Here is a 25,828-nt window from a genome sequence, read left to right as displayed (position 1 = left end):
TATGCATGCATAACAAATTTTCTTTAACTTCGTAACCCTTACAGGATTATGAAGAGAGAAGAAACCATAGACCACAACGTAAAAATGCTCTGGCATGCTATCTATCGCATGTATAACCAACAAGCAGTAAAACACGACATTACCACTTCTATTGGTTTTGTACTTCTAATTATAAACAGTAAAGAAGGAACCCCAGCCACCAAAATAGCCCCATTAATGGGCTTAGAATCACGTAGCCTCACCCGCATGCTCAAGAGCATGGAAGAAAAAGGGTTCATTTATAGGGAGAAAGACCCAAATGACGGCCGTTCAGTTAGAATATTTCTTACCGACCTTGGAAAACAAAAGAGAGAGATATCTCGAGCTACCGTTTTGGAGTTTAATACTACAGCCAACAAATTAATAGAGAAAGAAAAGTTGGACACCTTTTTCGAGGTAATAGAACAGATAAATAATCTTATAGATACAAAATCAATCTTTTAGAACAAATGAACAGATCGATTAGAAAAGTAGCGGTATTAGGTTCAGGAGTGATGGGCTCACGTATAGCATGTCATTTCGCTAATATCGGAGTAGAAGTATTGTTATTGGATATGGTACGCAGGGATTTGCCCGAAGATCAAAAATCCAATAAGGCGGCCAGAAATAAGCTGGTAAACGATGCACTAGCAGCTGCGTTAAAATCAAAGCCATCCCCCATTTATGACTTGAGTTTTTCAAATAGAATTTCTACCGGAAATTTTGAAGACGATATGTCTAAAATTTCTGAAGTGGATTGGATCATTGAAGTGGTTGTAGAAAGACTCGATATTAAAAAGATCATTTTCGACCAAGTTGAAAAGCATAGAAAACCAGGCACTCTTATTACATCGAATACATCTGGTATTCCTATGCATTTGATGTGCGAAGGTAGAAGCGAAGATTTCCAGAAGCATTTCTGTGGTTCTCACTTCTTCAACCCCCCAAGGTATTTACGTTTGTTGGAAATCATTCCTGGACCGAAAACGGATCCTGCGATTATTGATTTCTTAATGCATTACGGAGACCTTTTCTTAGGAAAAGAAACTGTGCTTTGTAAGGATACCCCAGCGTTTATTGCCAACAGAATTGGTATTTATGCCATCATGTCGGCAATGCATACCATTGAAGAAATGGAGCTTACAGTGGGTGAAGTTGATAGATTGACTGGGCCAATTATCGGTCGAGCAAAGTCTGCAACTTTTCGTACCATGGATGTTGTTGGACTTGATACTACGGTTAACGTTGCCAACAACTTGTATAAGGGCTTACAAAATGACGAGGCCAGAGAGAAATTTATCCTTCCTGGAATTGTTGAAGAAGTTCATAAAAGAGGTTGGTTTGGTGATAAGTCTAAGCAAGGCTATTTCAAGAAAACGAAAGACGCCAACGGTAAAACAGAAATCCTTGAGCTTGATTTAAAAACCTACGAATACGGTGAAAGAACAAGGGCGAATTTTAAAGCGCTTGAAGCGGTTAAGGAAGAAGAAAACCTAAAAGCCAGAATTAAAACACTCGTTAATTTTGATGACAAAGCGGGCGAATTCTACAGAACAACTTTCTACGATACCTTCAAATACGTTTCGTTCAGAATTCCAGAAATTTCAGACGAGCTCTACAGAATTGATCAAGCGGTTTGTGCTGGTTTTGGGTGGGAGCTCGGCCCTTACGAAACTTGGGATTTACTAGGCGTGAAAGCTACAGTTGATAAAATGGAAGCCATGGACCTAAAGCCAGCGGCTTGGGTTTATGAAATGCTTGAAGCTGGGAACGATGCTTTCTATAAAATTGAAAAAGGAATAAAGCACTATTACGACATTCCTTCAAAATCATACAAAGTTATTCCTGGCTTAGATGAGTTGATCATCTTAGAAAATATCCGTGAAACCAATAAGGTTTGGGGCAATGCGGGTGCATCTGTTTTCGATATCGGAGATGGAGTACTTTGTCTAGAGTTCCATACCAAAATGAACTCAATGGGCGCGGAGGTCATTGAAGGAATTCAAACAGCCATTTCTATGGCAGAGAAGGATTATAAAGGTTTGGTAATTGGAAATGAAGGACCAAACTTCTCGGCAGGTGCAAACTTGGCCATGTTGTTTATGTATGCAGGTGATCAGGATTTTGATGAAATCAACTTAATGATTGCGCAATTCCAGAACACCATGAAACGCGCAAAATTCTCTTCAATTCCAGTAGTGGCTGCACCGGCAGGGCTTGCCCTTGGCGGAGGTTGTGAATTGTCATTGCATTGTGATGCCATTCAAGCCCATGCTGAAACCTACATTGGTTTGGTTGAAGTAGGCGTTGGCCTTATCCCTGGTGGTGGTGGAACTAAGGAACTCGCTTTAAGAGCAGCAGATTCTTACGTAGCTGGTGATCCAGAATTGAACCGACTTCAAGAAGCCTTTATGAATATAGCGACTGCTAAGGTTGCTACTTCCGCAGAAGAGGCCAGAGGAATGAATATTCTTCGACCTACAGATGGAATTACAATGAACAGAAAACGATTGATTTCTGATGCCAAGAAAAAAGTGCTCGAAATTTATGAAGCAGGCTATACCCAGCCAGTGGAAAGAACAGACATTAAGGTACAAGGTGTTACAGGTTTAGCATTGTTCGAAGCGGGAATTAACGGAATGCTTTTCGGAAATTATATTTCTGAGCACGATGCTAAAATTGCTAGAAAAGTGGGTTATGTAATGTGTGGAGGAGATTTAACTGTTCCTCAAGAAGTTTCGGAACAATACCTTCTTGATTTAGAGCGTGAAGCTTTCTTGGCACTTACGGCCGAGCCAAAAACCTTAGAGCGAATTCACAGCATTCTATTTAAAGGTAAGCCACTTAGAAACTAGAGATTAGACGCTAGATAATAGTATTTAGACGAATAGAGATGCATAATTTCAGAGAGCTAAAAGTTTGGCAAAAGAGTATGTCACTGGTGAAAGAAGTTTATTTATTGACTTCGAAGTTTCCAGACAGTGAAAAATTCAACTTATGCCACCAACTTCAATCTTGTGCTGTTTCTATTCCCTCAAATATTGCAGAAGGTTCTGGTAGGAGCAGCGATGTTGATTTTGCTAGATTCTTGGACATGAGTATGGGTTCCTCACATGAAGTTGAAACTCAACTTATTTTGTCTTTTGATTTGGGATTTTTGACCCAAGAAAAATTAGATGAGTGCCTAGAGAAAGTCTGGGAAATTCAGAAAATGATTACAGGATTATTAAACAAACTAAGAGGTAAGGGTTAGTAAGTCTATCTTCTAACATCTAACCTCTATAATCTAAATAAAATATGGACGCATATATAGTTGCAGGATATAGAACAGCCGTAGGACGTGGCAAGCGCAGTGTGCTAAAAAGTGTACGTTCTGATGACATGGCTGCTGAAGTGATAAAACACTTGGTTGGTCAGGTGGCCAACTTTGATCCAACCAGAGTAGATGACCTTATTGTGGGTAATGCTGTACCAGAGGCAGAGCAAGGTATGCAAATGGGAAGAATGATTTCACTATTATCATTACCTATTGGTGTACCGGGCGTAACGGTTAACCGTTATTGTGGTTCTGGTTTGGAAGCTATCGCTTTGGCCTCTTCTAGAATTCATGCAGGTACCGCAGATTGTATTATCGCTGGAGGAACTGAATCTATGAGTCAAGTACCAGTTATGGGTTATAAAACTGCCCTTAACTATAAGCTGGCCACAGAACATAAAGATTACTACTTAAGCATGGGCCTAACAGCTGAGCAAGTAGGAAAGGAATATAATATCACCAGAGAAGAGTCTGATCAATTTGCTTTTGAGTCACACCAAAAGGCTGTGAAAGCCCAAGCGGATGGCAAGTTCGATGATGAAATCGTTCCGATTAAAGTGACGGAAAAATTCGTTGATGCTAACGGTAAGATGGCTGAAAAGTCTTACACCGTAGATAAAGATGAAGGCCCAAGAGGAGATACTTCAATGGAAATATTGGCGAGTTTAAGGCCGGTATTTGCTCAAGGTGGCCAGGTAACGGCTGGTAACTCTTCTCCAGTTTCAGATGGTGCATCATTCGTGATGGTAATGTCTGAGAAAATGGTAAAAGAACTCGGTTTAGAGCCTATCGCTCGAATGGTTACTTATACTGCTGTGGGTGTTCACCCAAGAATTATGGGAATTGGCCCAGTGGATGCAGTGCCAAAAGCACTAAAGCAAGCTGGATTGAAACAGTCCGACCTTGATCTGATTGAATTAAACGAAGCGTTTGGCGCGCAATCATTAGCGGTAATCAAAGAATTGGATTTAGACCGTTCTATTCTGAATGTTAACGGTGGAGCTATTGCACTAGGTCATCCGCTTGGATGTTCAGGAGCAAAGCTTTCAGTCCAACTTTTCAACGAGATGAGAAGAAGGGGCAATGCCAAATACGGAATGGTAACAGCCTGTGTAGGTGGTGGCCAAGGCGTAGCAGGTATCTATGAATTCTTAAAATAGGATTTTAGTCGTGTGTATTGTGTAGTGTGAATGAGTTTCAGTTGTAAACCAAAAACAATGCACATATGAATAATTATAAAGAGTTAAGAGTTTGGCAAAGTTCAGTAGACTTTGCGGTGGATGTCTACAAATCAACCGAGGAACTACCTACTGATGAAAGATTTGGCTTAACAAGCCAGATTAGGAGAAGCGTAGTTTCTATTAGCTCAAACATTGCGGAGGGTGCTGGAAGAAATACCTCTGGAGAATTTAACCAGTTTTCGGGAATTGCCTATGGCTCTTCTTGTGAATTGGAAACGCAACTAATCATTGCAAATAGATTAAAGTTTTTAAACAATGACTCATTTGGGAAACTAGAGTTAGAAGTGGATAAGATACAGAAGATGATTTATAGTCTCAAAAAATCAATAAACCGCTAACACGCTCAATACCCAAATCACAATACTAAATACACGTAACATGTCAAGCGAAATTACAAAACGAACAATTAAAGGAGGAGAATTCCTAGTAAGAGAAACTCCAGCTCAAGAGGTTTTTATTCCTGAAGAATTTAGCGAAGAGCAAAAAATGATGGCGCAGGCCTGTAGCGATTTCATCGAAACAGAAATTACGCCTAATGCCGATCGCATCGACAGCATGAAAGAGCCAGACTTGGTTCCTAGCATTTTTAAGAAGGCTGGTGAACTGGGTCTTTTAGGTATCACCGTGCCAGAGCAATATGGTGGTTTGGGCATGAGCTTTAACACAAGTATGCTCATGGCAGATGTGATTGGTGCAGCGGGGTCTTTTTCTACCACTTATGGGGCTCATACCGGAATCGGAACTTTGCCAATTCTTTATTATGGAACGGAAGCGCAGAAAGAAAAATACTTACCGAAACTTGCCACTGGCGAATGGGCTGCTTGTTATTGCTTGACAGAGCCTGATGCTGGATCTGATGCTAATTCAGGAAAGACTAAAGCGGTGCTTTCTGCGGATGGAAAACATTATAATGTTACGGGTCAGAAAATGTGGATCTCGAATGCAGGTTTCGCTGACTTGTTTATTGTATTTGCTAAAATCGAAGATGATAAGAATTTGACTGCATTTATTGTTGAAAAAACCTTTGGTGGAATCACAATGAATGAGGAAGAAAAGAAGCTTGGTATCAAAGGTTCTTCAACTCGCCAAGTATTCTTTAACGATTGCCCAGTTCCTGTTGAAAACATGCTTTCTGAAAGAGGAAATGGTTTCAAAATAGCTGTGAATATCTTGAACATTGGTCGTGTAAAATTAGGCGCTGGAGTATTAGGAGGTTGCCGAACTGTAATTTCTCACGCCACTCAATATGCCAACGAACGCAAGCAATTCGGTGTATCAATTTCAAGCTTTGGTGCTATCAAAGGCAAATTGGCTGAGATGGCCACTAAGACCTACGTGACGGAATCTTTAGACTACCGAGCAGGACAGAATATTGAAGATAAAATTAACGACCTGATAGCAGGCGGAATGGACGAAGCCAAGGCCAAGCTTAAAGGAGTTGAGCAATTTGCCATTGAATGCGCCATTGCGAAAATCCACAGTTCCGAAGTATTGGACTATGTGGTAGATCAAGGCGTTCAAGTATATGGCGGAATGGGCTATTCTGCTGATGCCCCAATGGAACGAGCTTATAGAGATGCACGTATTGCCAGAATTTATGAAGGCACTAACGAAATCAATCGTATGTTGATGATTGGAATGCTTTTGAAACGTGCAATGAAAGGTGAATTGAACATGTTTGAGCCTGCAATGGCAGTTTCTAAAGAACTTGTGTCGGTACCTTCTTTCACTACAATTGACAAGTCGGTGTTATTCAATGCTGAAAAAGAAGTGGTGAAGAACTTGAAAAAAGTTTTCCTAATGGTAGGCGGAAAAGCCGCCATGGCACTTCAAGATAAAATTGAAGATGAGCAGGAAGTAATGATGAACCTTGCCGACATTCTCATTGAGATTTACGCTGTTGAATCTTCTATGTTAAGAACAGAGAAGTTGGTGAGTCAAAGAGGTGAGGAAGCATGTAAAGATTACATTGCCATGACGCAGATTTATATGGCTGAAGCTATTGACAGAGTGAATGCCGCTGCTAAAGAAGCCATTGCTTCATTCACCAAAGGCGATGAACAAAAAGTAATGTTGATGGGCTTAAAACGCTTTACGAAAATGGACTTAGTGAACACCAAAGAGCTTCGTAGACAAGTGGCCGATACAATGATTGCTAAGGGGAAATTCCCGTATTACTTTGCCTAACAACCAAGTAGACTGATAAAGTAAAAGGGAACCTAATTTGAGGTTCCCTTTTTGTTTGAATTGATGTTTTAAACTTAAGCTGTAATGGCAATTTCTTCGCCAAGCTTGTTGTTAATGGTGTAAGCTGAAAGACTTAAAGAACTGTCTTTTTCAATCTTAACCCATGTGTGGTATTTCTTGTACCACTCCCACCTTTTCGAGAATATCCCTCGGGTGAAGTAAGCATGTAAAAAAGGATGTACAGTTAGTGAAATTCCCTTTTCATTTTGTGTACCAAGAATGTAATCAATGTTCTTTTCGATTGTATCTGACACAAGTATTGTTGCAGATACTTTTCCTGTTCCACCACAAGTTGGACAGTTTTCACGGGTAGTGATATTCATTTCTGGCCTTACACGCTGACGTGTAATTTGCATTAAGCCAAACTTGGTAATGGGAAGAACTGTGTTTTTAGCACGATCTTCGTCCATAATCTCACGCATTACGCTGTAAAGCTCTTTTTTATTTTCAGCTTTACGCATATCGATAAAGTCGATCACGATAATTCCGCCCATATCGCGCAACCTTAGTTGGCGAGCTACTTCTCTTGCTGCTTCTATATTTACAGCAAGTGCGGTACTTTCTTGATCTTCTCCTGCATTCGATTTATTACCACTGTTCACGTCAATAACGTGAAGTGCCTCGGTATGCTCAATAATTAAATAGCCACCCTTTGGCAAGCTTACTGTTTTACCAAAAAGCGATTTAAACTGCTTTTCAATTCCAAAACTTTCAAAGATTTTAGCCTTTCCTGTGTAAAGCTTGGCTATCTTTTCTTTATCAGGAGCAATCTTGTGAATGTAAGATTTAATCTCATTAAAGATTTCCTTATCATCCGTAGTTACACTGTCAAAAGATTCGTTGAGGATATCGCGGAGCAAGGATGAAGCCCTGCTCATTTCTCCTATTACCTTATCTTTAGGCTTGGCTTTATGAAGTTTTTTAATGCCTTCAATCCAAGTTTCCTCAAGGTTTCGGAGGTCTTTATCTAATTCGGCTACATCTTTTCCTTTCGCTACTGTGCGAACAATGACACCAAACTTTTCGGGTTTGATCGATGAAATTAATCTCATCAATCTTTTTCTCTCGTCTCCATCAGTGATTTTCTTAGAAATATTGATAGAATCGGAGAAAGGCACTAAAACCATATAGCGCCCAGCTATAGACAACTCGCAAGAGAGTCGTGGCCCTTTTGTTGAAATAGGTTCTTTTACAACCTGAACAAGTATTTGCTGACCTCTTGTCAGCACTTGACCCATTTTGCCAAGCTTGTTAATGTCTGGCTCACCTTTGAATTTACTCAGGTTACCATTGACATCATTGGCCGATTGGGCCATTCTGGTGTATTTATTAAGTGATTTTATTTGCGGACCAAGGTCGAGGTAATGCAGAAAAGCATCTTTCTCGTACCCAATATCTATAAAAGCCGCGTTCAATCCTTGGACGATTTTTTTAACCGTACCCAAGTACATATCACCTACCTTAAACTGGTTGTCATCATGGTCATGATGGAATTCAACCAGATTTTTATCTTTCAGAAGGGCTATACGACATCCATCTTGAGTCGAATTAATTACTAATTCGTTGCTCAATTTGAAAAAAGTTAAATGTTAAAAATTAAACTAATGATGCGTATAAGCACAAAACTAAGAAGTACTACTTCTTAGTTTTGTGTCTGTTTTTTCTTAGTCTCTTTTTTCTCTTGTGAGTTGAAATCTTATGTCTTTTTCTTTTTTTACCGCAAGGCATAATTCTAATGTTTTAATGATATAATATTTTACTTAATTCTTTGCAGATACTCATCCACCGCAGTTTGCACTACTGGATCAGAATCCATGTTTTTTACTTTTTGAAATTGGGCTTTTGCTTTATCGTTCTTGCCTGTTTCAAAATAGCATACCGCTAAAAGGTAGTTGCCATCTAAACTATTCGGATGGTAACTGACTAATGCTTCGAACCTTTCTACCGCTTTATCAAATTGATTTGACTGCATTGAAAGGCGACCCATATTCAAAAGGGCCTTTTCATTCTTGTCGTCTATTTCAAGTATTTCCCTTAGCATCATAATGCCCTGCATAGGGTTAGAACTTGCAATATAGGTCATTGCCAAATTGTTTTTAACATCCAGATTGTCTGGAGTTTGTTCTAAAACCTTAGCATACATTTCACGGGCCTTACCACCAAGTCTTTCTACTTTTTGTGGCTCAATAGCAAAAGTGAACGCCTCGAAATAGGCATCTCCAGCCTTCTGCCAGAGAGTAATCGTTTTAAATTCTTTTGCAAAAGATTCAGCATAATAGGCAGCGCTATCATATTGGTTAATGGTTTGAAAAACACCCATTAATGAATCCAATGCTATTTCATCCTTTTTAATGTTAGAATCAGAAACCAGTTTCTCTTTCCAAAAATCAATTTTGGGTTGAATTTCTTCCGGTATTTCAGAGCTGTGATCTATCACCTCTCCTCCTGGCCTACTTTCATCTACAAACTCTAAAGCCTCATTATCCTTATTATTTACCACAGAAGTTGGAAGACTGTACAATACAACAACCGCCAGAATTCCAATGCTCAGAAGTATAATTTGGTTCTTTTTCATCATAGCCAATGAGGCTAAAGCTTATTTGTTTGCAATCTTTACTTTATCACTCACTTTTACCTGTTCAACAAAAACCTTTGACGGCTTAAAGCTTGGAACAAAGTGCTCATCAATTACGATGGCAGTGTTTTTTGAGATATTTCTAGCAATCTTTTTTGCTCTTTTCTTATTCACAAAGCTGCCGAATCCTCTCACATAGATATTTTCACCTTCGGCCATTGAATCTTTTACTACTGTAAAAAGAGTTTCCACCGTAGTAGTAACATCAGATCGATCTATTCCTGTCTTCTCTGCTATTTGGTTAATAACATCTGCTTTCGTCACCGCTGTTAAATTTTAGATTTATAAATATTGTGTAAAAAACTAATTCCCAGTTATTTTGGCCTGCAAAATTACGAGTTCATTTCTAATTATGAAAACAAACCCTCAAATTTTAAACAATACCCTGAAAGCACCTAAATTTGGCCTAAAATAGCACTATGCTGGACAGTAAACTGTTTGCAAATCAGTTAATTAACTGGTATGAAGAAAATAAAAGAGACTTACCGTGGAGGAAAACCAAGGATCCTTATCGAATCTGGCTCTCTGAGATTATCCTTCAGCAGACCAGAGTTGCACAGGGTTTACCATATTATGAAAGGTTTGTTGAGCAGTTTCCTACAATTAATGACTTGGCCAATGCTTCTGAAACCGAAGTACTGCGTTTATGGCAAGGCTTAGGCTATTATTCTAGGGCCAGAAACCTTCATAGTTGTGCTAAAATGGTGGTTAATGATTTTGACGGAGTGTTTCCGTCTGACTTTAACGAACTACTCAAATTAAAGGGAATAGGACGATATACCGCTGCAGCAATTTCTTCATCGGCTTTTAACCAACCAAATGCCGTTTTAGATGGTAATGTATATAGAGTGCTCAGTCGGGTGTTTGGAATTGAAGAGGACATTTCGAGCACCAAAGGCCCTAAAGTTTTTGAAAAAAGGGCTAATGAGCTTTTAGATAAGGAAAAGCCAAATCAGTATAATCAGGCCATTATGGAATTTGGAGCAATACAGTGCTCACCAAAGTCTCCGGCTTGTGGGGTTTGCCCTTTTAGGGACGACTGTTTTGCTTTCAACAATAATAAAATTGATAGCCTTCCAGTTAAAACAAAGAAGACCAAGGTTAGAAAGCGATATTTAACCTATTTGGTTTTTCAATCAGAAGAAGGTTTATGGCTGAAGGAAAGAGGAAAGGGCGATGTTTGGCAAGGATTGTTTGATTTTTATTTGATTGAAGAGAATAAACAAATTGGTCTAGATGAGGTCATTTCAGCCCTCCAGAAAATGGGTTTGACGGACTCAATTATTGGAGAAGAATCAAAATTATACGAACATGTTTTGACGCATCAACGTATTTTCGCCAACTTCGTAAAAATTGAACTCGGAAATGAAGATGAAGCTAGATTAAAGAGCAATCATCTTGAAATTGAAAAATACTCTTTAGAACATATAAACAACCTTCCAAAGCCAGTTCTTATTAGTAAATACTTGGAAGATCAATGTTTTTAATTAATTTGTTCTATTGAAACCAAAAATATAAACCATGGCAGGAGTAAATAAAGTAATTCTAGTAGGTAACTTGGGCAAAGACCCAGAGGTGCGTCACTTAGAAAGCGGTAGAGCAGTAGCAAACTTTTCTTTAGCTACGAGCGAAACTTACAAGAACAAGCAAGGCGAAAGGGTAACCACTACAGAGTGGCATAATATTGTGCTTTGGAGTCCACTTGCAGAAATTGCAGAGAAATTTTTAAAGAAGGGTAATCAAGTGTATATTGAAGGTAAACTGACTACCCGATCTTGGGATGATCAGGATGGAAACAAGAGATATACAACCGAAGTAGTTGGAAATAACCTAACAATGCTAGGTACTAAATCGGATAATGAAGGTGGTGGAGGAAGTTCCTCATACTCGCCTAGTTCAGAGAAATCTAGTGAAGTTTCGAGCATTCCTGAGGACGACTCAGATGATTTGCCGTTTTAATTAGTTTAAAAAAAGAATATTGGAATCAGCAGTAGACGATCCCTATCCTAGTTTGGCCCTTCTGGCCTTAGCTCAAGATATCTCCACTCCGTACCTTTTGGTTAATGGAGTGGTTTTTATTTTTCTAGTAATACTTTCAGCCCTAATTTCTGGCTCCGAAGTGGCATTTTTCTCACTTAATGAGGGTCAAATAGAAGAGTGCAAAAATGATGACACCCCTATTAATAGAGTAATTATTCAGCTGATGGAAAGGCCACGCCATTTACTGGCTACTATTCTTATCATGAATAACCTGGTCAATATTGCTATTGTAACCCTAACCACCTTTGTAACCTGGGAAATTATAGGAGAGAAAACCAGTGAAGGAACCATAGTTGTGGCCTTAACAGCTGTAGTAACTTTTGTTATTCTCTTTTTTGGAGAAGTACTTCCAAAGAACTTCGCTACACAGAACAATTTAAAATTTTCTAGAGCTACGGCCAGAATGCTTTTCTTCTTTGAAGGAATTGTAAAACCAATTGCCTATGTGTTGATAAAATTCACCCAGCTTATAGAAAGACGGGTGAAGAAAAAAGGGCACAATATTACCGTAGACGAACTAAATCAGGCACTTGAAATGACCACAGGTGATGATACTACCGATGAAGAAAAGGGAATACTAAAGGGAATTGTAAACTTTAGTACACTTACAGTTCGGCAGGTAATGAAGTCAAGAATGGACATTACGGCTGTGGATATCGAAGTAGATTTTCATGAGTTAATGGACAAGATTAATAAAAGCGGCTTCTCCAGAATTCCTGTTTATAACGAGACAATTGATAAAATTGAAGGCGTTTTATATATCAAAGACTTGCTTTCACATGTAGACAAGGAAGAGGATTTTGAATGGCAAAAATTGATGAGACCAGGCTTCTTCGTTCCAGAAAATAAAAAGGTAGATAGTCTGCTAAAGAACTTTCAAGATAAAAGGGTTCATATGGCCATTGTGGTAGATGAATACGGGGGCACTTCCGGACTGATTACAATGGAAGATATTATTGAAGAAATTGTGGGTGAAATCAACGATGAATTTGATGACGATGATGTAGCCTTTAATAAACTAGACAACAATACTTACGTTTTTGAAGGCAAAACCTCCCTCAACGATTTCTGTAAAATTATGGAAATCGACCCCTATTACTTTGATCAAATAAAGGGGGAAAGCGAATCGCTTGGTGGGCTTTTGCTCGAGCTACACAGTAAACTCCCTAGGGCAGGAGAAAAAATTAAATTCGAACAGTTCCTTTTCACAATAGTTGCGGTGGATGTTCGTAGGATTAAGAGGGTTAGAGTTTTGATCAACCGTAAAGTGTCAGTTTGAAAAAGTCGACTCAGAAATTACTACTCCTTTCATTTGTTTCTTTCTTTGGCTTTTCCGCCTGCGAGCAAAGCTATTTACCCAAACCAAAAGCATACAACCGAATCGATTTACCAGAATCAGCTTATCAGGCTTTGCCCGATACTTTTCCTTATCACTTTTTCTATTCAAAGTATGCCGAACTTTCGCGCGATACTTTTCCAAAATCGGGCAGGTATTATATCAATTTATTTTACCCCGATTACGATGCGGTGATTCAAATCACATATAAGGACTTGAAAAAGCCTGAGAATAACATGGAGGAACTGCTTACCGAGGCTTTTAATCTCACAATGGAGCACAATAAAAAGGCCTATTCTATTAAGGAAAGCATTATTTCTATTCAAAACCAGCAAGTGGCAAGCATAGCCGAATTATCAGGAGAAGTGCCCAGCCAGTTTCAGTTTTTTACTACCGATAGCACAACACATTTTTTTAGAGGAGCATTGTATTTTAACACCGCTAACAAAAACGACTCGCTTCGGCCAATTATTGATTTTATTAAGAAGGATGCAATTGAAATGTTGAACACTTTAGAATGGAAATATTAAATTGTTTCCGTGCCGTCATTTTTCGAAACACGCATAGAATTTATTAAGGGCGTTGGCCCGCAAAAAGCAGCGCTGATAGGTGCCGAAATAGGCCTATTCACCTATGGCGATCTTATTCAACATTACCCGTTCCGCTACGAAGACCGCACCAAGTTTTACCCTATTGAAGAAGTGCATGGCGATATGCCCTTCGTTCAGATTAAAGGCAAAATCAGAAGAATTGAAACCGTGGGCGAAATGCGGAAAAAGCGTCTCGTTGCGCATTTCGAGGATGGAACGGGTACCCTAGAACTGGTTTGGTTTAAGGGAATTCAGTTTATAGCCAAGAAAATACAGCTGGGGGTGGAATACGTGGTGTTTGGCAAGCCCGCTACTTTTGGTAGAAAAGTTAGCATTGCGCACCCTGAGCTTGAAGTGCTGACCACCCAAAATGAAAAGGCTTCATTCCTTCAACCGGTGTATCATACTTCTGAAAAAATGAAGGCCAAGTACTTGGACAGTAAAGCCATTTCTAAAATGGTGCGCCAAGTAATGATATTGTCTGAACAGCATATTAACGAAACGCTTCCTCAGCATTTGGTGGCGCGTTATGGAATGATTGAAAAGAAGCTGGCGCTTTGGCACATTCATTTTCCGGGCAACGAAGAGTTATTGAAAAAGGCCCAATTCAGGCTAAAATTCGAAGAGCTGTTTTTTATTCAGCTGCGCCTTCTCAAATTAAAACTTACCCGAACAGAAAAGTACCGAGGAGCCGTGTTTAGCGACTCTAGCTTACTCACCGATTTCTACAAAAACTATTTACCATTTGACTTAACAAATGCCCAAAAACGGGTAATCAAAGAAATTTACTTCGACATGAAGTCGGGGAAGCAGATGAACCGTTTGCTGCAAGGCGATGTGGGAAGTGGAAAAACCATTGTAGCCTTTATATGCATGCTTTTGGTGGTGGGCTCAGGTGCACAAGCCAGTATTATGGCACCTACCGAAATTTTAGCCGATCAACATTATCAGGGTTTAAAACCCTTTGCCGATGCTTTGGGCATTGGCATTGCAAAACTGACAGGCTCTAGCAAAAAGAGTGAGCGAAAAGTGATTCATGCAGGCTTACTCGATGGATCCATCAGCATTTTGGTGGGTACGCATGCTTTGCTCGAAGATGTGGTTCAATTCAAGAATTTGGGTTTGGCCATTATTGACGAGCAACACCGTTTTGGTGTGGCGCAAAGGGCAAAGCTGTGGGGCAAAAACGAACGTTTCCATCCGCATGTATTGGTAATGACGGCCACGCCAATTCCACGCACTTTGGCCATGACGCTTTATGGAGACTTAGAGGTTTCCATTATTGATGAAATGCCTGCCGGCAGAAAGCCTATTAAAACCTTGCACGAGTACGATGCCAAACGCCTACAGGTGTTTGGTTTTATGAAGGATGAAATCAAAAAAGGACGACAGATTTATGTGGTTTATCCGCTCATTGAAGAATCTGCCAAGCTGGACTTGAAAGATTTGGACGATGGTTATGAATCCATTCGCAGGGCTTTCCCCGACCAGCACATTAGTATTGTGCATGGCAAAATGAAACCTCAGGACAAAGATTTTGAAATGCAGCGTTTTATTAAGCACGAAACCCAAATTATGGTGGCCACTACGGTAATCGAAGTAGGGGTAAATGTGCCGAACGCTTCGGTGATGGTGATTGAAAATGCTGAACGCTTTGGTTTGGCGCAATTGCATCAGTTGAGGGGCCGTGTGGGGCGTGGTGCAGAGCAATCTTATTGTATTCTGATGACAGAGTACAAGCTGAGCAAAGAAGCGCGCACGCGACTGGAAACCATGGTGCGCACCAACAATGGGTTTGAGATTGCCGATGTAGATCTTCAGCTCCGTGGCCCAGGCGATATTACCGGAACCCAACAAAGTGGCGTGCTCGATTTACTGATTGCCGACATCGCAAAAGACGGCCAAATTCTCCAAGCTGCCAGAAATGCTGCCAGCGATATTCTTGAAGCCGACCCCAAGCTAGAAAAAGAAGAAAACCGCAATATCCTCCGCCATATCAAGTCGCTTAGAAAAGCCGTAGTGAATTGGGGGAGGATTTCTTAGTGTTTAGAAATCAGTTATCAGTAGATCAGGAAAGATGAAAGTATCAGTCTTTAAAATGGAGTTTGAAGGAGACAGATACCTCCAGGTTTATGGTTTCGACCGAAACACTTCGCGTCAGGAGTTTGAGATTTTCCTACTTGAGCTTTATGCTGACAAAAAATACTTACTGGTTCAGCTAATCAAGAATTTGATTGCGATCAGACTTCTTCAAATTGCTAAAAACGAGAATGGACTGAGAAGAATACCCAAACATAAAGGAGTCTCAATTAATAGAGTGTTTAAGAGGAAGGATCTTATTCGAATAGCAAATCAATCTGAATTGGTATTTCCAAAATTATACATGTCGGGAATAGCCTCACTCATCTTACTGGGAATTACCTTTTTATGGATCATTTTTATAATTATAGTAGTCTTATCTACCCTTTTCAATAATGTTGAATTGTTGTTTACGGGTCTTGATATTGTGATGGTTCTAGAGCCATTTTTGACGATAATTTTATTGCTTCCCGTATTGGGCTTACCATTCTTGTTTAAAAATTTCTTCGCATCAGGGATTGATGGTGGCAAAACCTTTTCTAATTTAATAGATAAGGTTTTTGAACTCAACTATAAAGAAATGCGAGAGGACAATTTTAGAATGGTTGTAAGTGAACTAGTCAAAGTTCAGCAGGACATCTAGTGCTAGAGCCCCTTCTGCCTTTGTTGCTGTTCTTCACGAACAAGCTGATGAGGCCTTAGGAAGGGATATTCTTCACTAACCAATCCCTCTTAACTACACACCCGCCTACCATCTCCACAAGTAACTGGCTTTAAAGAAGAAGCCGCTGGCTTTTTGCAGGTATTGGTCATCATTTACGTACTGGGCGCCATCCCAGCGGGTTTTTTCATAAACAGAACCCCAGCCCAGGTGAACTACAGTACCAGGAATGTAGGTAAATGACACCAAGAAATTAGGGCTAAGTACTTTAGAAAGGCTATTGTATTGGGCAATGCCTCTAAAGAAAAGGTACTTATTCATTTGGTAAACCACGCGTCCACGAGCGATGTGGATATCATAGTATTTTACATCCGTGTCAGAATTGTAAAGCGAGTTAAAAGTATGGGTGAACTGCGCGCTAAACTTGTCGGACAATTGGAGGGTCAGGTTGTTACTGATGCGCTTGCCATACCCTTGGGCCAATTCTCGGTAGTAAGTTCCGTTGTCCCAGTCGTAGCTAGTTCTAAAGAAAATACGTTTTGTAATCTGCGAACTCGCCTGAAGGCTAATAGTTCCGTCTTTAAACTCTTGACCCAAGTAGATTTCCGAAGAATGGTCTGCAGAAACAGACAAACGTGTGTTTCTGGGCAGGGTGGCTGCCAATGAAAGGTAAACCACGTGTTCGTTAAGCCCGCTGGGTTTGTCTTTGGTGAGGGAGGTATAAAGCTGTGGATCTATGCGTTTGATTAAGCCATCTCCTTTTGGAAATATTTTTGGGTTTAAGCTTATCGTAGCACGGCTAATACCTGTTCGGGTAATATAGCCTACCTCTGACCTAAAGTCTTCACCAATATCTAACAGACTAAAAGAGCCATTGAAATTTCGGGTGTTTTTGGAAACACTAATGGAGCTAGAAATACTGTTGGCCAGTTGGCCATCTTCCGTAAGTTTGGTTCGGGAATTCAAAAAATGACCTGTCACTTGGTTCGACTGATTGAAACGGTATTGGCCATCAAAACCTAATACATCATTCGAAGCCCCGTTTCTTCTACGGCTTGTACCAATTAAGCCTACATAGCTGTCTTGAGAAAGCGAGCGCATATAGCGCATTACACCAACATCGGCAGTTTCGTCTTGGGCAAAGTCGGCCAAAGTTTCATCCGCTCTGTCTACTGCATATATGCTTGAAATAATGTTTTTATCGCCAATCTTACCCGTCAGTTTAGCGGCTCTTTTCGGAGATACAATTGATCTAGAATTGACCACTGAATTTACAGGAGAGAAACCACCTGTTCCAGCAAAATTGAAGTTCTCGTTTCCTTCCAAAAAGAAAGGTCTTCTTTCAGGATAGTTAACAGGAAAGCGCTGGTTTACCTCTACCTGTTGCGCATCAGATTCTACTTGGCTAAAATCAGGGTTGATGGTAGCATCAAAAACCAATTCGGGAGTAATACCGATTTTGGCCGTTAGGCTGGGTTCAAAATTATACTCCTTTTTGTATGCTCCGTTTATATGTTCCTTATTGATGGCGTAAGTAACTGCAGGCAATACTTCCACTAATTTAGGCTTCTTTACCCTATCATATTGTAGTGGCATCATTTGGGTAAGAAAAGCAAAACCTTGTTTTGGGTCTAGTGCCGGAAAAGTGCCCTGTGTAGAAAAACGGCTAATCTTTCGTTCGAAAATTACACCCATTTCTACCTGACCGTCCTTAACAGTATAGCGAATACTTTTAAAAGGAATTTTGGCTTCTACCACGTAGCCATCATCCACTATTTTAGCTGCGCTGTACCATATCAAATCTAGACCAACGTCCTCATTACCTGCGGCAAATCGCGTATCCATTTGAATACCATTCGGGTTTACGTACAAGCCATAGAGTGATTGGGCACTGTTAAATGAATCGAGGTTAATGCAAATCCAATCATCGGCCGAAATTTTATCGCGTGCTGCAATGGATGTTTTAATCAGTTTGGGGTCGTCAAAACACTTAAAGGCGAAGTATAAGTTTTCATCGTCATGTGCCATATAAGCGATGGTTTGAAAAGGCATGTCCTTTCCAAAATCTGGCACAAAGGTTTTATAGCCAGTTACATTGGGGCTATTTTTCCAAATGTCTTCATCTAAAACCCCATCTATTTTTGGGGGTGTTTCTACATAGACCGACTTAACTTGAGCGTTTGCCTGAAATTTAAAAAGAACAACAAACGCAATGACCGAGTAAAAAAGAGTTTTCAACATAAAAAATGGTTGCTTAAACAAAATTACTTTGATTCAGGAAAAAAAGGTAACCACTTATATATTTTGAATCGTTCTAAGATGTTATTTGATTTTCAGCGTTTTGAACCTCATTTCATCTTCGTTCTCTTGACTTTTAGCGTAGATGTGAATTCCTTTTTCTGTGGAGAAGACTACCGGAGCCAATAGCGTTAAGTTGATATCCTTCAAAATATCACTTTCAGCTATTTTCTTAAAGTTAGCATCGAATACCACCACTTTGTAATTTCTAGTTTCTGCTTCATTAATCTCCTCTTCATTCATTTGAGAGTATGTTAGCGGTAAATTGACAAAGCGCCAGTAAGTGTCGGAATAGATATCATAATGAAGTCTCCAATAAGATGGATTTTTCAGAAATTTGATTTTTATATTTGCTGTTTTTAACTCAGACTCAGATTTGAAATAGTGATCTTCAAAGCCATCTATTTCTTTAGACTGCATCAAATGCTCTTTTACTTCGCCATTTTGAGTAAGCTCCAAAACAACATGACTCAAAGGGTAACCGACAAAAAGGGAACTCGTTTTGTTATTGAAAGCTGTGATAATGAAGGATTGAAAACCTCCACTGATTATATTTTTATAATTGGAAGGGTAATTTAAGAATGTAGTTATCGAAGAGTCCGCTTTATTAATTCTTAGAACTGTTGGGTAGCTGTGATCTATCAGTTTTGTTTTAAAATCAACACCTGGTTGATATGGAATATAGATGAACGTTTCATCACTAAAAACAAGGTTAGCTCTATATGGCACATAGCTACCACGATAATGGTCTTCCTGTTTGAACCTATAAGCGGTAGATGCTTTTCCATCCATATCAATAGCAGATAACAGGCCATAATAATGATTGAAAACATACAATTGATCGTTATCCGTAAATAAGCCAGAAGGGTTCCTTTCCGCATTAGGCCCTTCTTGGGCTATAGAAATAGTTCCAGCTGACTCGAGTGTTTTGTCGTTATAAAAGTTGATTGTTTTGCCTTGATGGGTAAAAAAAGCAAAGAAGTTTTTGTATTTCACAGGGCCGTACGCATCGTAGGAGGTTTTAAAATCAAGCTTGAAAACAAAGTCATCTCCGTAAACTACTTGCTTCTCTGTCTGAGCCTGAAGAGAGAGATATATAAGACAGAAGCCCAGTGAAAAAAATCTAATCCTATTACTTATTCCTAAAAATTTCATAAACCAAAATAGCGATACTTTGGATATAAATGAAATGCTTTCCAAGTCGGCTTTACCTGTGATGATGAAAGCGAAGGCGAGTATTGAGTAGTTAGATATTAGTACTAAGACTTAATGGAGAGTTGACAAAATCATTATTTTTCTTCGTATGGATGTAAATCGTGGAATTTCACCCCAATAAAATCAGCGATTTTATTTCCCACAAGCTGAAGTTCTTTATTCCAATGCGCATCCATTTCCTCAATGAGAATTTGCTTTCCATTCTTTAGTACCAAGTTTAGAAGCGATCTATCATTGTCTAATTGCGACCTATATTTAATCACTACTTTGTCTATTTGATCAAAGGTAGTTAGCACGGTCTTTCCGTTATACACAGTCCTAGTATTGAGGTCGAAAGGGATGCTTTCTTTAGTAAAGAATGGTTTTGTCAGCCTAAACCATCTTGGGATCAAGATAAAAGGTGCAAAGAAGAAAAGGTAGGCAAAAATAGCCTTCTCTCCCCTGAAAGCTGAGGAGTAGGAAAAAAGCACAGCATACCAAAAAATGATGAATGCCACTTCAGGGATCAGCTTTTTGAACGCACTTTTCTTGGTTTTTACCAGTTCTAGTCCCTCTGCTGTTTCTTTGATTTGAATGTTGTTCATACCTCAAAAGGCTACCAATTTACCAATGACTAATCAACCAATGACCAAATCATTCTCCATCAAACCAAGTCTTAAAAGCATTCACCTTTTCACGACTAACAATAATTTCTCGATCGAAATTTAGATGAAGAATGATTTTCAGGCGACTGTTAGAATAAACCAGTACATCTTTAATCGCATTGATTTCGATGATATAACTACGGTTTACTCGGAAGAACTTTTTTGGGTCGAGCATTTCTTCGAGCGTTTCCAGCTTGTAATCTATGATCAATCTTTTGCCCTCTTCAGTAACGATATAAGCATTTCGCCCTTCGGCATAAAACAGGTGAATGGTATCGGTGGTTACGGATCGAATGTGTTCCCCAATTTTCACCATAAAACGTGTTTTGTATTCGCGCTTGCTTAGCATTTGTAGGGCCGCTTGTAAATCAATGACCGATTCTGTTTCTACTTTTCCTTGTTCCGAAAGTCGGTTTTTAAGGTTTTTGAATTTGTGCAAGCTTTCCGAAAGGGCATCGAAAGTAACGGGCTTGAGGAGGTAATCTATGCCGTTGGCCTTAAAGGCTTCGATGGCGTATTCATTGTAAGCCGTAGTGAAAATCACGGGAATATCGATTTTAACAGACTTGAAAATATCAAAGCTGAGGCCGTCTGTCAATTGAATGTCCATCAGCAGCAGATCTACATCATGGTTTTCATCAAGCCAACTTATGGCTTGTTTTACGCTCATGGCCTGACCCAAGATTTCTATGTTTTCATCATAGCGCTTTAAATAGCGTTGAATCTTTTCGGCTGCCGGAATTTCATCTTCTATAATAAATACCTTCATAGTTCTTCTTTCAATTCGAGCAATGGCAGTTTTATAAAGGCGTCACCATAGGCCTTGATTTGGATTACGGGCTTGTCTGAAAAATAAGCAAAGGCCTGATGCAGGTTTCTATGCCTTTTCTTAATCATCTCATCCAAACTCAATTTATCATTTTCTTGGTATTGCATTACCAGGTAACCTTCTTCATCAAAGCTAATTCGAATATTTAAAGGTTGGTAGCCCGATATGATTGTGCTGTTTACCACACAGTCTAACAACATTGGCAATGAATTCGGCACCAGTAACTTTCCTTTTTCTCCAGTCCAAGGCGCAATAGTTAAGCTGATTTGCTCAGGATACTTTTCTTTGAAAAGGAGAAACAGGTTTTTGGTGGCCTGAAGCTCATCTTCCACTTTTACCAATTCCTTTTTTCGGTTATCTAAAATGTAACGATAGACCAATGACAGCCTGTCCACAAAATCTTCTGCAGCGTCAATATTGTGATGCACCAAGGCAATAAGCGTTTCCAAACTTTGGAAAAGCAGACTTGGGTTGATTTCATTATTGAAGATTTCGAGCTGATGTTCTAGGTTTTGGCGCTTCAGGTCTTCACGCTTTATCTCAGTTTCGTTTTTAACGGAAAGGAAATAAATGCTCAGATAGAAAAGTGTGTAAAGCAGGCCGCTAATCGAGTAAATGGAAACAAGTTTAATCAAGTTCGATTTAAAAAGTACAAAGTAAGAATTGCCTTCAATTTCAGAAAAGTAATAATACACGGCAGCGAAGATGATCGCTGCTGAAATCAGTAATGAGGTAAAAAAGAGCAAAGTGATATTGCCTGTTCTTCTTAATTCATGCCCTACTTTTTTCTCGAAGAGCACAATGGTAAAACGCAGCGATTCGGAAGTAAGAAAGGCAAGGACTACGCAAAGGAGTAACTCTTGGGTAAGGACAGTTTCTGTAATTTCACCAAGTCTGTTGTTGAGCAATAGAATCAGAAAATACATCATCAACCCATAAATGGGAGGCACGGTAATGCGGAAAAGCGGCTGATCTAGTAGGTTCTTTTTCATGAATCTTTCAGAATCGGCAGTTTCACTTCAAAATAATCTTCGTCTTTTACCTCCACTTCTCGCACGGTGAAAAAGGCATATCGCTTTTTTATATTGTCGAGGCCTACTTTATGTGAACTGGTTTTGGTGGGCGCTTCGGTTTTGTTGTTCAACACGATGAGGTGATGCTCGTCATTTCTAATGTTGATCCTCAGCGGCTCGTCATCAGAAATTACATTGTGTTTTACCGCATTTTCTACCAAAAGCTGAAGGCTTAAAGGCGGAATTGGGAAAGAGAGCGTAGCATCATCAATTTCAATTTTCAAGTCCAGCGCATTTCCATAACGGATGCCCAACAAATAATTAAAATCTCTCAGGGCTTCAATTTCTTCTTTTAAGCTTACCAGCTTTACATTTTTAGTGTTCAAAACATAGTTGAATGTTTCGGCCAGGTTGCGAATAAAGTTCTCTGCAATTTGAGGATCGCGATAAATGAGCGATGAAATGGTGTTCATGCTATTGAACAAATAATGCGGGCTGAGCTGACTTTTTAAGGCTTCAAACTGAAATTCAAGTTGTTTTCGTTCCGACCTTAGTCTCCGAATTTGCCCTACAGAAAACTCGCTGTAGGAATAAGTATTGAATTCAACCAGCGTAACTATAAATAATGTGATAAAGCACAGGATGATCACTTTTACTTCTAGTTGGCTTTCCGTAAGTGCTGCTTCGAACAAGTGAAAGTCGATAATACCTGAAATTCTTGCCAACCAGTTTAAGGTCAAAAGTATAATGGCGAGGGCTATAAAATCGAAGGCTAAACCTGCGATAAATCGCTGCATGATACTTTTACGCCAGGGTAGTTTTTCGTTGAGCTTTAGGTTAATGCTACTAATAACCCAGCCAGAGATAATACTGGTAACAATGGTAAATATATATAGTGGAGCCTCTTTATATACATTGGGTAATAAATCGTATTCGCTATAATAGAGGTATTCTAGAAATAGAATTCCTATGACGGTAAAAAGTACAAGCCTGATAAGCTTGGGCATACATTAAAGTTGGTTGGATAGAAATTTAAGAAAAAGAGAGGGGCAAAATAACGGTCTATCGAAATATATTCAAAAGCCGTATTTTCACTTCCCTCTCTTTTGGACAGAAAATTTTAGTCGATACAACGGGCTACTTTGCCGTAATAAGTATCTGATTTAATAGTTTTAGCTACCGATCTGAACAAGTCTTTTACTTCTGTATCAGCGCCACTTACCGAACTGCAAGCGCCTTTCAATACTTCAGACTTATAATAATCTGAGTCTATGGTGGATATTGTTTTCAGTATGCTGATCATGTGCTTTTTATTCAAGTTCCTGGCATTAAGCAGATCTTTCAAAATGCCAAGCTTGTAAAAGTCCGAATCAATGTTGGCCACTCGGCTTAATACCTTGTCGTAATCTTCGTCTGAAAGGTCTTGTTCACTTAATATGCTTTTCAATATTTTGGAAGCATAATTGTCGGAGTCTACATTATTGACAGTGACCAATAAGTCATTAAAGTATTTTTTAGAAATTTGTTGATTCTTCATCAAATCATTGATTACTAAGCTTCTGTAATGGTCTGAATCCATTCGGCCTACTCTTTTTATTACCGCTTCTACTACTCTGTCGGAAGGGTTGTTCTGTCTTAAAAGGCCACGCATGGTTTCGGTTACATAATGATCGGAATCAATATTTGAAATGGCCTCCATCAAGCTTTCAAAAGCCTCGTCTGTTAAGTTGGGCCTGTCTAGTGCTTGGCGTAAAATCAAAGTTGAATAATGATCAGAGTCAATATCTGAAGTGGCTTTCACTATTCTATTTACTGCGTTGCTCGAAAGCTCTTTTCTATCCATTACTCTTTTAATTACCTCAGTTTTATAATGGTCAGAATCCATTCTCTCAGCAGCATCTAACACTTTAGAAATCATAGCATCACTTAAGTCTTCTTTCAAAGCACGCATTAAAATGAGGCTCACATAATGGTCGGAATCCATTCTACTAATCGCATTCAAGAATGCTTCTGTAGTTTCATTATTCTTAAGAAACAAGGTGCTGTAATCCTTAAAAACTTCGGTGATGTAATGGTCAGAGCTTAAGTTAGCAGGTACATAAGCCGCAATTTTTACCAATTCCTTATTGCTTAGGTTTTGTTTGCTGAGTACTGCTTTAAGGTACATTTGGCTTACATGGTCGCTTTTGATTTCACTCGTTTCTTTCAAAACGGCATCTAGACCACCTTTGGCGTAAATTCTTAGGGTTCTGCTTTCAGCCCCAATGCCCGTGGCGCGAATGGCTTCGGGCAATACATCGGCCAACCATTTTTGTGCAGCGGCATCAAAATCGGCTCTTCTTCTGCCTTCATAAAACTGATAATCAATAGTTCCAGCAGAATTTCCTTCGGCCAATAACTCTCTTCTTTCTCCGAAAGAGGTTTTTCTTATTTTGATATAGCCGTCTCTGGAAATGGATTTGATGGCTTTGTCATCATCTGTAAATTCAATGTCGCCTTCATACTCTATTTCAAAGCCGTTGCTGCCTTGTTTGCTAGTATAGCGATAGGTGCCGTTCTTTTGTGAAATGCTTGTTGAATTGGAATTAGACCTAGAGGTTGAAATAGAGATTTGGCGTGCAGAAAGATCATTTGCCAAGGAAAGCATTGCCCATAAGGCAACGGCCATTCCCATAATCATACTTCGAGTTTTTGTGCTTCGGTTTTTCATAATTTCTTTTGTTTTTAGGCAGTTGCCGGCAGGTGACCAAACCTGCCTTTCAACTGTCTTTGTTGTTTTGAGTTCCCGATGACCTATCGGGCTTGACCTCTTGCCGATGCGCCAAATGGCTAATCGACCTTACAATGATGGGAAGATGCCGCGCAAGAAAAAACCGCAATGCAATGAACTGTAATTTGTCTGCACTGAACTGTTGAGAAGATGTAATGCTGCTTTGTAGGGGGGTGATTTGAAATAAAAAAAGGCTGCACCTTTCGGCACAGCCCATTCCAATACACAATACAATTCGTTTAGCGATAAGCAGGAGGCGTAATTCCTTTCATTCTTAAGTAGGTGATCATTTGGCCACGATGATGGCCATTATGGTCCAAATAAGAAATTACTTGAGCAGTTACTGCGTCACTTGACTCACTCGAAAGAATTAATTTGTGCATGGCATCAAATTGCTCCCCAGCCCATTTGATCAGCTCTGCTTTACTTTTGGCGTTTTCATCGCCTGGGCTCCAAGCGGCTTGCCCTTGGTTTTGAAAAGCCCTTCGGAAATAATCGATGCTATAGGCAATGTGATAGGCCTGTGCCCCAAAAGAGCGTTGCTCCTCATTGGGCTTAAAGTTGTAATCTGCCTCTGGCATGGCATTAAAAACCTCAATGGTGAAGGCTTTGGTAACTTCTAACCTTTGTTTGAGGTAATCATAACCGCCATCTACTGGCTTTAAGGTTGAGCTGGTGAGTCCAATGGCCAATAGGCAGAGAGCGAAAGCCGGAATGGCTCTTTGTTTTAGTTTGCTTTTCATAAGTGGTAGTTAAATGTAAAATAAAGATTATACGTAAGTGATTACATATTTGTTAGGAGGCAAGAAGTTATTTATAAACTAAATAATTAGTTATTAATTGTAAGAACAGTTACATTACCATCACATAGTGGTTTGAGCCAATTGACCTGTTAG

General features: G+C 39.5%; 23 protein-coding genes. 12 read left to right on the top strand and 11 right to left on the bottom strand.

From position 1 onward, the window contains the following. Nucleotides 1-48: 48 nt before the first annotated feature. The 6 genes from AAC026_RS02755 to AAC026_RS02730 all read left to right on the top strand — a co-directional run bounded on the left by AAC026_RS02755 (nt 49) and on the right by AAC026_RS02730 (nt 6,762). Nucleotides 49-483 carry a MarR family transcriptional regulator gene (locus AAC026_RS02755; protein ID WP_339694873.1) on the top strand — a complete coding sequence of 145 codons (435 nt, stop codon included), beginning with the start codon at nt 49-51 and terminating at the stop codon, nt 481-483. 5 nt (nt 484-488) lie between these two features. Next, nucleotides 489-2,873: a 3-hydroxyacyl-CoA dehydrogenase/enoyl-CoA hydratase family protein gene (locus tag AAC026_RS02750; protein WP_339694871.1), complete on the top strand. Its 2,385-nt coding sequence runs from the start codon at nt 489-491 to the stop codon at nt 2,871-2,873. A gap of 38 nt (nt 2,874-2,911) precedes the next feature. Beyond that, on the top strand, nt 2,912-3,271 hold the full coding sequence (locus AAC026_RS02745; protein ID WP_339694870.1) for a four helix bundle protein: 360 nt from the start codon (nt 2,912-2,914) through the stop codon (nt 3,269-3,271). A gap of 44 nt (nt 3,272-3,315) precedes the next feature. After that, nucleotides 3,316-4,494 (top strand): acetyl-CoA C-acyltransferase, encoded by a 1,179-nt coding sequence (locus tag AAC026_RS02740; protein WP_339694868.1) that lies wholly within the window; start codon nt 3,316-3,318, stop codon nt 4,492-4,494. 65 nt (nt 4,495-4,559) lie between these two features. Then, nucleotides 4,560-4,913: a four helix bundle protein gene (locus AAC026_RS02735; protein ID WP_339694867.1), complete on the top strand. Its 354-nt coding sequence runs from the start codon at nt 4,560-4,562 to the stop codon at nt 4,911-4,913. A gap of 40 nt (nt 4,914-4,953) precedes the next feature. Then, nucleotides 4,954-6,762, top strand: coding sequence for an acyl-CoA dehydrogenase family protein (locus AAC026_RS02730; protein ID WP_339694865.1), 1,809 nt, complete (start codon nt 4,954-4,956; stop codon nt 6,760-6,762). A 74-nt stretch (nt 6,763-6,836) separates the two neighbouring features. Here AAC026_RS02730 and AAC026_RS02725 read toward each other — a convergent pair whose 3' ends face one another. From AAC026_RS02725 to AAC026_RS02715, 3 genes are all read right to left on the bottom strand, one after another. Beyond that, nucleotides 6,837-8,393: an Rne/Rng family ribonuclease gene (locus tag AAC026_RS02725; RefSeq protein WP_339607206.1), complete on the bottom strand. Its 1,557-nt coding sequence runs from the start codon at nt 8,391-8,393 to the stop codon at nt 6,837-6,839. Between the two features lie 185 nt (nt 8,394-8,578). After that, entirely contained in the window at nt 8,579-9,400 is an 822-nt protein-coding gene (locus AAC026_RS02720; RefSeq protein WP_339607207.1) for a tetratricopeptide repeat protein, read from the bottom strand. A gap of 18 nt (nt 9,401-9,418) precedes the next feature. Then, the gene (locus AAC026_RS02715; protein ID WP_053221676.1) at nt 9,419-9,721 is read right to left on the bottom strand and encodes an HU family DNA-binding protein; all 303 of its coding nucleotides are present in this window, start codon (nt 9,719-9,721) and stop codon (nt 9,419-9,421) included. Between the two features lie 155 nt (nt 9,722-9,876). On the opposite strand from AAC026_RS02715, the gene mutY reads away from it, so the two are divergent. From mutY to AAC026_RS02685, 6 genes are read left to right on the top strand one after another with little or no spacing between them, the layout of a single operon-like run. Next, nucleotides 9,877-10,944: an A/G-specific adenine glycosylase gene (mutY, locus tag AAC026_RS02710; RefSeq protein ID WP_339694864.1), complete on the top strand. Its 1,068-nt coding sequence runs from the start codon at nt 9,877-9,879 to the stop codon at nt 10,942-10,944. A gap of 34 nt (nt 10,945-10,978) precedes the next feature. Continuing rightward, nucleotides 10,979-11,416, top strand: coding sequence for a single-stranded DNA-binding protein (locus AAC026_RS02705; RefSeq protein WP_339607209.1), 438 nt, complete (start codon nt 10,979-10,981; stop codon nt 11,414-11,416). Nucleotides 11,417-11,435: 19 nt separating this feature from the next. Next, on the top strand, nt 11,436-12,776 hold the full coding sequence (gene gldE / locus AAC026_RS02700) for a gliding motility-associated protein GldE (protein WP_339607210.1): 1,341 nt from the start codon (nt 11,436-11,438) through the stop codon (nt 12,774-12,776). After that, a complete protein-coding gene (locus AAC026_RS02695) occupies nt 12,773-13,363 on the top strand; it encodes a gliding motility lipoprotein GldD (RefSeq protein WP_339694862.1) in 591 nt (196 codons plus the stop codon). The genes gldE and AAC026_RS02695 overlap by 4 nt, the downstream gene beginning before the upstream one ends. Nucleotides 13,364-13,372: 9 nt before the next feature. Then, a complete protein-coding gene (gene recG, locus AAC026_RS02690; protein ID WP_339694861.1) occupies nt 13,373-15,466 on the top strand; it encodes an ATP-dependent DNA helicase RecG in 2,094 nt (697 codons plus the stop codon). A 34-nt stretch (nt 15,467-15,500) separates the two neighbouring features. Next, the gene (locus tag AAC026_RS02685) at nt 15,501-16,145 is read left to right on the top strand and encodes a hypothetical protein (RefSeq protein ID WP_339694860.1); all 645 of its coding nucleotides are present in this window, start codon (nt 15,501-15,503) and stop codon (nt 16,143-16,145) included. A 105-nt stretch (nt 16,146-16,250) separates the two neighbouring features. Here AAC026_RS02685 and AAC026_RS02680 read toward each other — a convergent pair whose 3' ends face one another. The 8 genes from AAC026_RS02680 to AAC026_RS02645 all read right to left on the bottom strand — a co-directional run bounded on the left by AAC026_RS02680 (nt 16,251) and on the right by AAC026_RS02645 (nt 25,675). Continuing rightward, on the bottom strand, nt 16,251-18,404 hold the full coding sequence (locus AAC026_RS02680) for a DUF5916 domain-containing protein (protein ID WP_339694858.1): 2,154 nt from the start codon (nt 18,402-18,404) through the stop codon (nt 16,251-16,253). 81 nt (nt 18,405-18,485) lie between these two features. After that, the gene (locus AAC026_RS02675; RefSeq protein WP_339694856.1) at nt 18,486-19,616 is read right to left on the bottom strand and encodes a DUF4221 family protein; all 1,131 of its coding nucleotides are present in this window, start codon (nt 19,614-19,616) and stop codon (nt 18,486-18,488) included. Between the two features lie 134 nt (nt 19,617-19,750). After that, on the bottom strand, nt 19,751-20,260 hold the full coding sequence (locus AAC026_RS02670) for a hypothetical protein (RefSeq protein ID WP_339694854.1): 510 nt from the start codon (nt 20,258-20,260) through the stop codon (nt 19,751-19,753). A gap of 49 nt (nt 20,261-20,309) precedes the next feature. Beyond that, nucleotides 20,310-21,089 (bottom strand): LytTR family DNA-binding domain-containing protein, encoded by a 780-nt coding sequence (locus tag AAC026_RS02665; RefSeq protein ID WP_339694852.1) that lies wholly within the window; start codon nt 21,087-21,089, stop codon nt 20,310-20,312. After that, entirely contained in the window at nt 21,086-22,141 is a 1,056-nt protein-coding gene (locus AAC026_RS02660; protein WP_339694850.1) for a histidine kinase, read from the bottom strand. Before AAC026_RS02660 ends, AAC026_RS02665 begins: the two co-directional genes overlap by 4 nt. After that, nucleotides 22,138-23,169 (bottom strand): histidine kinase, encoded by a 1,032-nt coding sequence (locus tag AAC026_RS02655; RefSeq protein ID WP_339694848.1) that lies wholly within the window; start codon nt 23,167-23,169, stop codon nt 22,138-22,140. Before AAC026_RS02655 ends, AAC026_RS02660 begins: the two co-directional genes overlap by 4 nt. A gap of 113 nt (nt 23,170-23,282) precedes the next feature. Then, nucleotides 23,283-24,872: a hypothetical protein gene (locus AAC026_RS02650; protein ID WP_339694846.1), complete on the bottom strand. Its 1,590-nt coding sequence runs from the start codon at nt 24,870-24,872 to the stop codon at nt 23,283-23,285. A gap of 299 nt (nt 24,873-25,171) precedes the next feature. After that, nucleotides 25,172-25,675, bottom strand: coding sequence for a DinB family protein (locus tag AAC026_RS02645; protein WP_339694844.1), 504 nt, complete (start codon nt 25,673-25,675; stop codon nt 25,172-25,174). Between the last annotated feature and the right edge of the window lie 153 nt (nt 25,676-25,828).

The sequence above is a fragment of the uncultured Roseivirga sp. genome (assembly GCF_963973945.1).
Taxonomy (GTDB): Bacteria; Bacteroidota; Bacteroidia; order Cytophagales; family Cyclobacteriaceae; genus Roseivirga.
Note: the sequence above shows the minus strand (reverse complement) of the source record. Positions and strands in the feature narration are given on the sequence as shown.